Annotated in this window: 10 protein-coding genes and 1 tRNA gene; 8 read left to right on the forward strand and 3 right to left on the reverse strand. The window is 35.5% G+C overall.

Going from position 1 to position 13,882, the window contains the following annotated elements; genetic code table 11:
* Positions 1-417: 417 nt before the first annotated feature.
* Positions 418-2,088, reverse strand: a complete 1,671-nt coding sequence (locus K5G00_RS26950) for an AraC family transcriptional regulator (protein WP_238769600.1) — start codon at positions 2,086-2,088, stop codon at positions 418-420.
* Positions 2,089-2,469: 381 nt separating this feature from the next.
* Positions 2,470-2,540: transfer RNA gene (locus K5G00_RS26955), tRNA-Val, on the reverse strand.
* Positions 2,541-2,661: 121 nt separating this feature from the next.
* Here K5G00_RS26955 and K5G00_RS26960 point away from each other — a divergent pair.
* Both K5G00_RS26960 and K5G00_RS26965 read left to right on the forward strand, forming a co-directional pair.
* Positions 2,662-3,870, forward strand: coding sequence for a site-specific integrase (locus K5G00_RS26960; RefSeq protein ID WP_238769601.1), 1,209 nt, complete (start codon positions 2,662-2,664; stop codon positions 3,868-3,870).
* A 297-nt stretch (positions 3,871-4,167) separates the two neighbouring features.
* Positions 4,168-5,163 carry an IS110 family RNA-guided transposase gene (locus tag K5G00_RS26965; RefSeq protein WP_238769602.1) on the forward strand — a complete coding sequence of 332 codons (996 nt, stop codon included), beginning with the start codon at positions 4,168-4,170 and terminating at the stop codon, positions 5,161-5,163.
* Positions 5,164-5,572: 409 nt separating this feature from the next.
* Here K5G00_RS26965 and K5G00_RS26970 read toward each other — a convergent pair whose 3' ends face one another.
* The gene (locus K5G00_RS26970) at positions 5,573-7,087 is read right to left on the reverse strand and encodes an ATP-binding protein (RefSeq protein WP_238769603.1); all 1,515 of its coding nucleotides are present in this window, start codon (positions 7,085-7,087) and stop codon (positions 5,573-5,575) included.
* A 230-nt stretch (positions 7,088-7,317) separates the two neighbouring features.
* On the opposite strand from K5G00_RS26970, the gene K5G00_RS26975 reads away from it, so the two are divergent.
* The 6 genes from K5G00_RS26975 to K5G00_RS27000 all read left to right on the forward strand — a co-directional run.
* Positions 7,318-8,163 carry a LytR/AlgR family response regulator transcription factor gene (locus tag K5G00_RS26975; RefSeq protein WP_238769604.1) on the forward strand — a complete coding sequence of 282 codons (846 nt, stop codon included), beginning with the start codon at positions 7,318-7,320 and terminating at the stop codon, positions 8,161-8,163.
* Positions 8,164-8,365: 202 nt separating this feature from the next.
* Positions 8,366-9,865, forward strand: coding sequence for a B12-binding domain-containing radical SAM protein (locus K5G00_RS26980; RefSeq protein WP_238769605.1), 1,500 nt, complete (start codon positions 8,366-8,368; stop codon positions 9,863-9,865).
* A 125-nt stretch (positions 9,866-9,990) separates the two neighbouring features.
* The gene (locus K5G00_RS26985) at positions 9,991-11,127 is read left to right on the forward strand and encodes a fatty acid desaturase family protein (protein ID WP_238769606.1); all 1,137 of its coding nucleotides are present in this window, start codon (positions 9,991-9,993) and stop codon (positions 11,125-11,127) included.
* Between the two features lie 287 nt (positions 11,128-11,414).
* Complete coding sequence (gene hflK / locus K5G00_RS26990) at positions 11,415-12,380, forward strand: FtsH protease activity modulator HflK (RefSeq protein WP_238769607.1); 966 nt, start codon at positions 11,415-11,417, stop codon at positions 12,378-12,380.
* Positions 12,381-12,413: 33 nt separating this feature from the next.
* Complete coding sequence (gene hflC / locus K5G00_RS26995; RefSeq protein ID WP_238769608.1) at positions 12,414-13,361, forward strand: protease modulator HflC; 948 nt, start codon at positions 12,414-12,416, stop codon at positions 13,359-13,361.
* Between the two features lie 51 nt (positions 13,362-13,412).
* The coding region (locus tag K5G00_RS27000; protein ID WP_238769609.1) for a helix-turn-helix domain-containing protein at positions 13,413-13,882 on the forward strand (470 nt) is incomplete at its 3' end.

Below are 13,882 nucleotides of genomic sequence, written 5' to 3' on the forward strand. Positions count from 1 at the left end.
TGGGTGAATGTAAATTGAATAGTATTATTCGACAAAACTTAGCACTCTTAAAAAACAGAAATGATATCTCAAAAGATGGAAACATAACTCACAACACACTAAAATACAACATATTAAAAAACACAAATACAAAAAAAGAGCTATTTGTATTTTATAGTAATATCCGATTAAAATTGAACATTTGATACAATAATGTACAGTACGAAAAACAAAAGTCAGATAGTTGGGAATGTATATTTTCAGGCTATGAATCAGGAAATTAACGGTGTATCCAATAATCACAGGCCTCATCTCAACATTTAAAATGTTGATCAAACCGTAATGACATTTTATGTTTAATGCTAACTTAGAGATAGAATTATAAGCCATTTATACAAAAAGAAAAGCTTATGTCATAAATCAAAACGGAGAGACAACTTACAGCTTGTTTATTTCGTGATATTTACCTGGAGACAACCCCGTTTGTTCTTTAAATACTCTAAAAAAACTGGATAATGAATTAAAGCCGGACATTTCGGCAATACTCTGAGTACTGTATAAAGGATATTTATTCATTAAATCTTTTGCTTTCTCCACTCTGTAAAAATTTACAAATTGGTTAAAATTACTTTTTGTGTAAATTTTTATAGTTTCTGAAATGTATTTATTATTACTGTTTACAGCTTTTACCAAATCTTGCAAAGTAAATGCTGAATTGAGGTAAAGTTCTCTTTTATTCATCTGGATCAGAATTTTTTCCCATAATTCATTATAAGCAGAGTTTACTTCCATGCCACTGAAGCTTTCCTTTTTCTCTACACTCTTTATATTATTAATTTTGAAAAGATTGTCTTTTTGTTGTTTTTCTTTTAAATATAATGCGTGGTAACTATGGTGTAATCTTGTTTTATAAAAAAATACCAATACCAGTAAACCGGTAAGAATTGTTATAACAACTACGGCTATTTTTAAATTTTTTTGCTTCTGTTTAAGAAGCTTTGCCTGGTCTTCAATTTTGCTAATTTTTTCTTCAGTCTTATATTTTACTTCAAACTGTTTAACTGCTGCTGCCATCTTTTCATTAAAAACTGAATCCTTTAATGCTACGTAGTCTTGCAATTCCTCATTAAATTCATCAATGGATTTTTTACGCGCTGCAATTTCAATTTTTAAAAATCTCCTACTCTCTTCTGTTCTAAGGTTTGAAGTATCAACTTTTGATAAAACAACTTCAGCCTCTTTTATATCACCTTGTCGTAAAAATATTTGTGCTTTTGTTATTTTTGCTCTGTTAAACAGGTATATAAAATTGTTTTGCTCAGCCAATCCTGATGATTCGTTACAATATTTCATTGCACTATCAAAATCTTTCATTTCCAAAGAAACCAGAGCAAGATTGTTTAAAATATTTGCACACTCATAAGTACTCCCGTTTTTTTTATGAAGCGTAAGGGATTCTTTCAGTTTTTCGTACGCTTTGCTATAATTTTCCAACTCCTCTTCCAGTATAGCTAAATTGTGCAGCACTAACCCCAATCCCTCAGAATTATCTTCTTTTTCAAAATAATCCTTTGCTTCCTCCGAGTATTTGCGCGACTTGTCAAATTGCTTCAAGTAGTAATAAAGTAAACCAATATTTGTTTTTACAAGAGCTACACCTTCAAGATCTCCCAACGACAAATCAATTTTCATTGAGGCAAGATAATTTTCCAGGGCACGCTCATATTCATCGGCCATTTCATATACTACACCAATATTGTTGTAGCACTTACTCCTGAAAGCATCGTTTGTTTTGCAGAAATTACTGTTTAACGATTTTTCATAATAGCTGGCGCTTAAATGATACCAACCTTTATAATAATATGCTACTCCCAAACAATAATTAGCTTTTGCTTTCACGGAATCCTGGATATTTGGTCTCAGCAAAATCTCTTCAGACATCTGAACCGCAGAGTCGGTATCAGTACTCATTATTTCGAATATATCTTTGAATAGATTGGAAGGCTCAGCTACATTGTCTCCTTTTACACTGGAAGAAGAAAATAAAAAAACAAATAGTAACAGGAAAAGACCTGCTATTTGACCATGATAAACTCTAAAATTATTCATTTACAAAATCGGTTTAGTCTGTTTGAGGGCCGAAGACTATATAGGGAAGAAACAACACAATAAATGCTTTCTACCAACAAAATCTCAACCTTTATCTTTTCTCAATATCAATTAATCATCCCAAAAAGAATAATAACGAACGTACAATTAATTAAAAAAATGAAAATAATATTAATGGACAAATAAAAAATACGAACAAAGATTTTTTAACTCAAAATCACGTTTATTTAATAGTATTCTTTCTTGATTTACATAGTTCCTGCTGGAAAGAAGAAATTGTTTAACGCAAACAGGGCAAACTTCTGAAATTTCGTTTACTACAGGAAAGAGACCAAGAACATTATAAAAACAAAAAAGGCCAACTTTCGTTGACCTTTTTCGTGGGAACAACTGGATTCGAACCAGTGACCCCCTGCTTGTAAGGCAGCATAGTTTCAATATCATATAATCTCATATATTTTCTTCTATATTCATTATCAATAGATTATGAAATATTACTTTGTTATGAGATTGGATTTATTTACCTTTAAACATCAATTTGTTGTCCCTATGTTGTACCCATAAACAATATAAATGATTAGTTTTAAGACCGTTCTGAAAAAGAAAAAATTATCTACAGGCAAATATCCAATTTATTTGCGGATTACGAAAGAGAGAAAGTCTGTATTTTTCCGTACTCCTTATACTTGTTTGGAAAAAGAGTGGAACAAAAAACAGGGAAAATTCAACAAAAATGCCCCAGACTATCTGAAAAGAAACAGGATACTGTTAAAATTCATAGATAGGGCTACCGATGTCGTAACTGACCTTGAACAGAAAAAAGGCTTTTATACACTTACGGATATAGAGAGCGTAATGCGGATACAAAGTAACCCTGTTTACAAAAACATTTTTGCTTTTTGGGAAGAAATTATTGCCGACATGATACAAGCCGGGAAAATAGGAAATGCCAGGGTTAATTTAGACACGTTAAAATCAATAAAAAATTTCAGTCAAAACAGATCTTTAACTTTTGAACAGATAACACCTGTTTTTCTCGAAAAATATGAAGTAAGTCTTCGTGCGAATGGAGGAACTGACGGAGGAATTAGCGTTCGGATGAGAACATTGAGAGCCCTTTTTAATTCTGCAATAAAACGGGAAATAATCAAACAAGAAATTTACCCTTTCACAAAATATAAAGTTTCTAAACTAAAGGGTAAAGGAATAAAAAAAGCACTGGCACTTGAAGATGTTCAAAAAATCATAAAAAAAGATTTAAGCACTTATCCAAAACTAGTTAATGCCAGAAATTACTTTGTTTTCAGCTTCTACACCCGGGGAATGAACTTTGCCGATATGATAAAACTACGGTGGAAAGATGTTATAGATGACCAGATTTATTATACCCGCTCTAAAACAAAAACCAATTTTAGAATAAAAACATTACCCCCTGTCGAGGAAATTCTGGACTATTATAGAAACAGGAAAAATGGGACTGATTATGTTTTTCCCATTTTATTAAAAAATGAACTAACACCCTCTCAAATTGAAAACCGGAAGAAAAAAACGTTGAAGCAATTCAATAAAGATTTAAAAGAAATTGCCGCTTTATGTGAAATTAATAAATCTGTTTCAAGTTATGTTGCCCGGCACAGTTATGCCAATTGTCTAAAACAAAAAGGCATAGCAACTGATATTATTAGCGAATCAATGGGGCACCAAAACATAGCTATCACACAGGCATATTTAAAAGAACTTGATAACTCACTGGTTGATGAAGCAATGGAAGTATTATTATAATGATTTCCAAAGTCTTTCCGTTCAACCCCGTAAACACCTCCGGCTACATTTCCGGAAAATTTTCAAAAGGAAAAGGAATCGTTACTTTACCTCATAAAGAGTTAAAGGTAAAAACCAGACTGTTTTTACCTTTAAACAAACAGCTCCACTTACTGCATTAGCTTTAGAAACGGAATAGATAAAATCTAATATTTATATTAAGCACAGTAAGTTAATTGAGTTAAAGCCAGAGAGTATATCGGGAAAAACCCATTAACGATTTAAGCCACTCAACAGGAGCATTAATAACAAATTATTATGCAAGTTTATGGAATTGATTTGTCAAAAGGAAAGTTTGACGTTAGTTATCTCGTTGATAATAACGAAAAGAAGGTCGTAATCCCTAATAACCTCAAGGGCATTTGTTGCTTTCTTAAAAAAGTATCTAATGATGGTATTCTGGTGGCTGAGTTTACTGGAAGTTATGGAGATCTGTTAGTGCATCTTTGCGATCTGGAAGGTATCAGGATTGCGTTGGTCCCAGGTTACAGCATAAAACATAGCCTTGGATTACAAAGAGGTAAAAGTGATGCTGCGGATGCCTGCAGGATTCGAAAGTATGGTGAACGATTTATTGAGGAACTTCGTTTTATCAAACCAAAAACAGAATCTGTTAAAGAGTTAAAGGAGCTCTACTCTTTACGGGAACAGTTGTCAAAAAGTAGAAAGTCACTCTTTCAGGGGCAAACTGCAAGAGCACAGAGTTCATCTCAAAGCATTGCCGTTCACCAAGTTTGTAATAGAGCTATTGCGCAATTAGATGCAGAAATTAATGCCATTGAAGTAGAAATTAAAAAGGTTATTCAATCACAACCGGAATTAGAAGAAAATTATAAATTAATTACCAGTATTAAAGGTATTGGTCCGGTAATCGCAAACAACCTAATAATTAAGACTGAAAACTTCAAACGTATCTCTACAGCCAGAAAGGCTGCTGCATTTGCCGGAGTCTGTCCTTATCCCAATTCTTCCGGGAAAATGTCACTAAAACCTAAAACAAGCCATATAGCCGACAAAAAACTAAAATCACTATTGTTTCTCGCAGCGAAAACAGCCGTTGCACATAACAAAGAGTTTAGTTTATACGCAGAGCGAAAAAGACTTGAAGGTAAACCACATTATCTGATAATGAATAATGTGTCCAATAAAATGCTCCGAACTGTTTATGGTATTGTTCAAAGCAGAAAACCATACGATCTAAACCATATCTGCAATGATCCCAGAACCAATAGTGAAATCAATAGTTTGCCTTAATCAAAATCTTAAGCACTCCTGAGCAAGAGAATGGTTATAATGCAAAAGGAAGTGGAATAAATGGATTGGGGGCTGGCAGGTGGGTTTATGCCGAACTCTTTTGCAGTAAAACCATTCGAGGATAACTTTGCTATAGATTTTGATTACACCAAAAAAAAGTTTCAATCTTATTTGGTTTTTAATAGAGTATATAAATAGAGAGTGGAGAAATTGCATGTGTTGATGAATGGTTTCAAAAAGGGTTGATTGCAGTTTACGGAAATCATATCTTTTTGAAACTGGCTTGTGCGTTAGCCAAAATCAACTCTTGCAATTTCGGAACGAACGGTTTATGCCGGAAGCTTTTGAAAACCCGGAGGGCTTGTTTTTTGAAAATGTTGGTATTTCGTGAAAGGGATTGAATGAGCTTTTATTCCCGGTTTCTATTCAGTAGTTTTAAAAACAAGTTGCCTTTCTCGGTTATCTGAAATTTTTGTTTTGAACTTTGAGGTTTGTCTTTTATTGTCCAGTCAATTAATCCGCCTTCCTGAAGCCTTTTTAATATCTCATTAAGTTGACCAGATATAGATTTTTGCCCTAATTCTAAAGATATATCTTTTCTCGATTTTGACCCGTCTTTTAGTATTTTCAACACTTTTGAGAATAAAGATTCTTGCTGCAACTCTTGCTGCAACTCTTGCTGCAACTCTTGCTGTAACTCTTGCTGTAACTCTTGCTGTAACTCTTGCTGTAACTCTTGCTGTAACTCTTGCTGCTGCAAATAGTCTTTATTGGTAAATGTAACACGGAAAGCAATTCCCGGCTCTTTCCACGATAACTCTATCTCAGGATAGGACTGCATTTCACGTGCAATTAGCCTAAGTCCATTGCCCCATTGTTCAATAATTCCCAAGCGTTTAAAAACCGGTGCCAGAATTTTATTTCGTATGTCGGACTGACCGGAATCCATATCGCTAAAATCCACAGTCGGCATAAGTTTGCCAGGACTGGTAATTTCAACTTTATCATCAAAAATGGCAATTTTAATGTCCTTGCCAGAGAGTGAATAATCGCGGTGAATCACAGCGTTCCTAATAACTTCCCGGATTGCAATTATTGGGTACTCCCAACGGTCATTTCTGAAAACTCCCTGATAATCGGCTGCACCTTGTGAAATATGACGCAGGATAAACTGGTAAGCTTCTTCTGCCTGCAGGCCAACATTTGAATCTATTGTTTTCTGGTCGATAAAATTTCCGGGATCGGTTCCTTTAAACCTGGCACATTCAATTTTTGCATACGGAAACATCTGCTTTCTTAACTCGTCATCAGATAATAGTACAAGGGCATTAGTTGGCAATTCCCGTCCTTGTTCTGATTTATACAATTCTAATTTTTGCAAAACTTGTTTAGCCAATTTCTCCTCTGTTTTTTCAACAAATAATGTTTTAAAGGAATCAATATTAATCTCGTCTAATGTTTTTTGGAAAACCAATTCGCTATCGAAAGAAATGTTCTGCTTTTGTCGTTCGAGTTCCCGAATTATTTCAGAGCTTGCCTGCCGGTTTGAAGAACCAACCCGAATAAATGTCCCAGTTTCAATTCCTTTATTTTTTAGGTGATATGGAGGAGCACTCCCTTTATAAACTTTGGTATATATAACATGCTTTCCTTCATGGTTCAGAAATAGAATTTCCGGCAATATAACAGGTGAACACTGGTCATGAATAATGTTACTTATTTTTTCTTCAAGGGCTATCAACTGATCTCCCTCAATTCCAATTACTTCCCGAGGATTATCTTGAATGCCAAGGAAAAACTCTCCTCCAGCATCGTTGGCAAAACTGACAATGGTCTTAGCTAATTCGGCATTGGTCGGCATATTAGCCTTAAACTCCAATCGCCTTCCTTCGGGTTGTTGTAATATTTCGTTTAATTTCGACATATAATGTTTCAAATATCGCCATTTATTCCATGATATTATATAATTAAACACATAGAATCTGGATAAAAACTTGACAATTGATTAAATTTAGAATAGTTATTTACCTAATTTTAAGTTGTTTTGTTATCGAAAAAGAGAGAGGCTTCAGAATTTTCTGTTAAATATGTCATTGGCGATTGTGAAAATATAATAAAAAGCACAAATGACTCTGATTTTAAATCATAATAGAAATGTCAAATAACACTATAAATCAATTTATTACGCTATTAAAAAAATATTTTAAGATTTATCTGGCGATCAGCATTTCTGTTTTCCTGTTTATTATGTTTTTCCAGCCTTTCCCTTCGCATAAATTCGAATCTGAGAATAAAAATTTGTTCATCGCGGGTTATGGTTTAATAATTTTCATCATTCAGTTAATCGTACAAATTATTTTTCAGCGCCATCTTCTTCGCAATAATACGGATGAAGAATATAATCCATTGCTGAATTCCCTGTATTATTTTTCACAGGTAGCTTTAACCAGCCTCGCTTTCGTTTTTTATACCCGATATGTAGGGAATACAGGCATTACATTTAATATTGTTCTGCGTGTGATAGTTATCAGCCTGAGTGTACCTGTTACCATACATTTGAAAAGTATCTTTTCTTCGATGCACGAGAAATACAAAAATCTGTTGGAGGAAAAAATCATTATGCAGGATAAACTGAAACAATTCTCGGAGAGTTATGCGAATAAATTTGTCGAATTGAATTCTGAGAATGAATCAGATAACATAAGAATACAGGTATCAGAAATTATTTTTGTAAAATCAGCCGATAATTATGTAGAAGTGGGTTTCCGTGATGGCGGAGAGTTTAGAAAAAAAATGATAAGGAATACCCTAAAAAATATCGAAAAACAACTGAAGGAATTTAAGAATTTTGTACGGACGCACCGTTCATGTATTGTCAATATCCAGTACATAGATAAATTGAATAAAAACTTTAATACCTACTGGTTAACACTTATTGATACAAAAGAGACAGTCCCTGTATCCCGTCAGTATTTAATGGCTGTAAAGGACTTGTTCTAGGCGTCAGGGACGAATGGTATTCACCATCGTTTTTTAGCATTCATCTTTCCAAACCGAATTTTATCCCAAAAAAATTTTGTTAATCCCTTTCATTTTATTTAGGCAAAATCGTGGTGTATTTTTATGATGTTTATTATTCGCTGAGATAAACCAAAATCGTAAGTGGTTCTTTTGTAATTCAGCGTCAAGATTTAAAATTGTCATGAAAATATTGTTAATATATCCGAAATACCCCGATACTTACTGGAGTTTTAAACATGCATTAAAGTTTATCTCCAAGAAAGCTGCCGTGCCTCCTTTGGGGTTAATCACAGTCTCGGCTATGCTACCTGAAAACTGGCAGAAAAAGTTGGTCGATCTAAATGTAGAGGTGCTTAAAAACGAGGATTTGGAATGGGCGGATTATGTTTTCCTGAGTAGCATGTATGTTCAAAAAAAATCGGTGTCTGAAATTTTAGCCCGTTGCAAAGAGTTCTCTAAAAAAGTCATTGCCGGCGGACCTCTTTTTACCCAGGAATATGATAATTATACTGAAATTGATCATTTTATTTTAAATGAAGCGGAAATTACACTGCCCTTGTTTTTATCCGATATGCAAAATGGCACCCCGCTAAAAAGAATTTACCGGACAGATGAATATGCCGATTTAATCCTTTCTCCGGTTCCCGACTTTCACTTGCTGAATTTAAAAGCATACGCTTCAATGAACCTTCAGGTGTCACGGGGATGTCCCTTTTCATGCGATTTCTGTGAAATTACGGCGTTGCTCGGGCATAAAGTAAGGATGAAAAGTAACGAACAGATAATAAACGAACTGGATGCATTGTTCCGCCTGAAATGGCGAGGAGGAGTATCCGTAGTGGATGATAATTTTATCGGAAATAAAAAAATCATAAAAAATGAGTTGCTTCCTTCAATGACAGAATGGATGAATTCACATAATTATCCATTTAGTTTTAACGCTCAAACATCAATAAACCTGGCCGACGACGACCGGTTACTGACGATGATGCGTGAAGCAGGATTCACTTCAACTTTTATTGGAATTGAAACTCCTGAAGAAGAATCTTTACATAGCTGCCATAAAATTCAGAACGAAAACCGGAATTTACTGGAAAATGTAAAGCAAATTCAGAAGGCAGGGCTTCAGGTTTCCGGTGGTTTTATCGTTGGGTTCGACAGTGATACTTCGTCCGTATTCCAGCGACAAATTGATTTTATTCAGAAAAGTGGAATTGTTTCGGCGATGGTTGGGTTGCTTAATGCCCCAAAAAATACCCGGCTGTACAAACAAATGGAAGAAGAAAACAGGTTGACCGTTGATGCAACCGGGAGTAATACCGATTTTACAATGAATTTCATACCCAAAATGGATAACCAAAAATTACAGGAAGGGTACCAATATATCATAAACAATATTTATAAAGAAAAGCCCTATTACAAACGCATCAGGGAATTATTCCAAAATTACAAACCAGTAAAAGTTGGTAAAAGCAACATTGACTTTACCCGGATAAAGGCGTTTTTCAAATCCATTTTTATATTGGGCATGCTGAACAAAGGCAGGTTCGAATATTGGAAGTTTATAGTCTGGACATTAGTGAATAAACCGAAACTTTTTATAGACGCCATTACCTTTGCTGTATACGGCTATCATTTCAGAACAGTTTACGGACTTAGACAAACTAGACACAAATATTAAATCATCCGATAAAAATTATCCTGAAAATCAAATCAAATATTTGAGAAGAAAACATTAAAATTCGGTTATTGCAACTATAAGTTTGATAGCTAAAGCCACTCAGAAAACAATAAAAAATTAGAACAATGGGAAACATAAAATATTCAAAAAATAAACTCGATTTTACAACTGATTTGAGAAATTCGGTAAACGAGTATTTTAGCAAAAACAATATACAACCGCATGGAAATTGGAAAATCTATGTGAAAACTATTTTTATGAGCCTTTTATATCTGGCTCCTTTTATACTTATGATTTCAGGATTAGTATCTTCTGTAATCCTGGTATTGTTGTGTTGGTTTATTATGGGGCTTGGAATGTCGGGACTCGGAATGGTTACCATGCACGATGCCAATCATGGTTCTTTTTCCAAAAACCAGAAAGTGAACCGATTTTTTGGCAATTCATTGTATTTGCTTGGTGGTTTTCCGGCCAACTGGCGCTATCAACATAACACCCTTCACCATGGATTTACCAATATTGAAGGACATGATGAAGATATTGCACCTCCCGGAATTTTGAGATTCTCGCCTCATCGCTCGCTAAAAAAGGTACATCGTTTCCAGCACATATACGCATGGTTCTTTTATAGTTTGATGACGATTTCGTGGATTGTTGCCAAAGATTTTAGGCGATTAAGAAAATACAGGGAAATGGGAGCGAGACTAAGTGGCAACCGAAAATTTAACAGGTTGCTGGTTGATGTAATAATCTCAAAAGTTATTTATTATAGTGTATTCCTGATAATTCCGCTATTGACAATTCCTGTTTCATGGTATTGGGTAATTGTCGGATTTTTACTGATGCACTTTACAAGCGGGCTGGTATTAAGCACTATTTTTCAAACCGCTCATGTGGTGCCAACTTCAGAATATCCGGTTCCTGACGGAAATGGTGAATTAGATAATAACTGGACAATCCATCAGTTGTACACTACATGCGATTATTCACCTAAAAGCACAATCTTTTCCTGGCTGGTTGGGGGCTTGAATTACCAGGTGGAACACCATTTGTTTCCTTACATTAGCCACATTCACTATAAAGATATTTCGAAAATTGTGCAAATCAAAGCCATGGAATATGGCCTGCCATATCATGTTAATGAGACCTTTGCACGGGCAGTATGGCAACATATTAAAATGCTGAAGTTACTTGGAAGGCGCAGGGATTCAGTCAAAATGACTACTCAGGTTTCTGGAAGCCATAAAGTCGTAGCAGTTTAGACCAATTAACTTATGAAAATATCTTATTAGAAGAGACATCAGTTACTTGCAGATGGAAGCTAAATTGCCGGGACGTGAATAATGGTTTGGGATAACCCACGGTTGCCGATGGTGCGAGTATGTTTCATCTTGTTCTATGAAAACAGGGGCTGATTTGACAAGAGTTTTTGCGAAAGTACTATCCAAACTGAAAAAAGAGTAACAATGTGTAAAATATAACAGGGATTCCTCGCTAAACCCTTTTATTAGTTGTAGCTTTCAAGATTATAAAAATCAATAGTTAAAATATGAATAATCAAGAATTTAATGTATCTGAAATACAACAACTCATCAAAAAGCATTACATGTCAATTATTATTGTAATTGCACTGTTAATTGTTGGGTTTGGTTCGTTTTTTCAGGTAGGCACAGAAGAAGAAGGAGTGGTAACGCGTTTAGGAAAGCACGTACGGACGGTTACTCCCGGATTAAAAATGAAAATACCCTTTGTGGAAAAGGTTTACAAAGTACCAGTTGAAAGGCAAAAAAAGCAAGAATTTGGTTTTCGTACACAGCAGGCAGGAATAAGAACAGAATATAGTCGTACGGGGTCTGTTACGGAAGACGAAGCGATAATGCTGACCGGCGATTTGAACCTTGCCAATGTTCAGTGGGTGGTTCAATATCGCGTAAGCGATCCTTACAATTATTTGTTTAAAGTGCGCAACCCTGATAATACCCTTCGCGATCTTTCCGAAGCTGTTACAAGGCAGATTGTTGGAGACAGGACAGTTAACGAAGTACTAACCGTTGGAAGGGCTGAAATTGCCAGCGAGGTAAAAGTTCTGTTGCAGGAGATGTCCAGGGAATATTCACTGGGAATTGAAATAGCCCAGGTTGTGCTGCAGGACATCAACCCTCCGGAATCGGTAAAGCAGGCTTTCAATGCAGTAAATGAAGCACAGCAGGAAAGAGAAACCCTTATAAACGAAGCCAAATCAGAATACAACAAGGTAATTCCCCGGGCCAGGGGACAGGCGGAAGAAACCATTCAAAAAGCTGAGGGATACGCTACCCAGCGCGTGAACAATGCACAGGGAGAAGTGGCCAGGTTTAATGCCCTTTACGAAGAGTATGTTCAGGCACCCGAAGTAACCAAAAGAAGAATCTACCTTGAAACATTACAGGATGTTCTGCCTAAACTTGGAGATAAGATTATCACTTCAGAGAATGGTAACAACATAATTCCTCTACTTAAAAAGGAATTGAATTAGAAGTACAAAATCAATTTGCTTAAAAGAATGACAATGAATAAAAAAAATAAAATAGTACTTATTGCAGCAATAATTATTGCCGGCATTATTGTATTGACCCAAAGTCTTTACGTCGTAAACGAAACGGAACAAGTGGTAGTAACTCAATTCGGAAGACCAGTGGGTAAAGCTGTGACCGAACCCGGGTTGAAATTAAAAACTCCTTTTGTGCAGAAAGCGAATTATTTCGAAAAGCGGTATATGGAATGGGACGGGGATCCAAATCAGATTCCCACAAAAGAAAAGAAATTCATCTTTGTTGACAGTTATGCGCGCTGGCATATTACTGACCCGTTGCAGTTTTATAAACGCCTCACCAATGAGCGGGGAGCCCAAAGCAGGCTCGACGATATAATTGACGGCGAAACCCGCGATCAGGTGGCCAGCCACAGTCTGGAAGAAGTTGTTAGAAACACCAACCGGCAGGCTGACACGACAGCTAAAATAAGTGATATTATCGAAGATTCTCTTGCTTTCATCGAGGTGGGTAGAAAAAGAATTCAGAATATTATTCAGGAAACAGTCAACGAAGAAACAAAAGATTTAGGCATCGAAATTCTTGATTTCCGTTTTAAACGTATCAATTATGTGGAGGATGTAAGGGAGCGGGTTTACGACCGCATGAAGAGCGAACGAATCCGTATTGCCGACAAATTCAGGTCGGAAGGTGAAGGCGAAGCTTCAAGAATTAACGGAGAAAAAGAGCGCGAATTGAGCCAGATACAATCTGTGGCATACAAAGAAGCTGAAACAATTAAGGGAAAAGCGGATGCTGAAGCTGCCCGCATCTATGCCAATGCCTATAATAAATCAAGGAGTTCAAGAGAATTGTACAGCTTTGTAAAAAGTATGGAAACGTTTGAAAATACGTTTGATTCCACTACTACCATTATTCTTTCAACCGACAGCGAACTATACAAATACATGAAAAGTATGGAATAAGGTACTATAATTGTTTATATCAATACTGTTTTGAAGTTCTACATCAAAAATATGGTTTGCATACGCTGCCAAATGGTGGTGAAAGCCGAATTGGAAAAGATTGGGCTTCAATATACGTATGTAAAGATTGGAGAAGCTAATATTATTGGGAATGTGGAGGCTGAACAATTAAAACAGCTTGGAACAGCATTAAAAAAATCCGGGCTACTTTTAATGGATGATAAAAAGAGTATCCTGGTTGAGAAAATAAAAAGCGCAATTATTGAGCTGGTGCACTACACCGAAGAACAGATTAAAGTCAACCTTTCCGACTACCTTAGTGATAAATTGAATTATGATTATACTTATCTGGCTAATCTTTTTTCAGAAGTTAAAGGCACTACAATTGAGAAATTTTACCTCACGCACAAAATTGAAAAGGTAAAAGAACTCATTGTTTATGATGAGCTAAATCTTACTGAAATTGCCTATAAAATGCATTACAGCAGCGTTGCCCACCTGTCAAATCAGTTCAAAAAAAT

Origin of the sequence: Maribellus maritimus (genome assembly GCF_022267315.1) — a bacterium.
Classification (GTDB): domain Bacteria; phylum Bacteroidota; class Bacteroidia; order Bacteroidales; family Prolixibacteraceae; genus Draconibacterium; species Draconibacterium maritimum.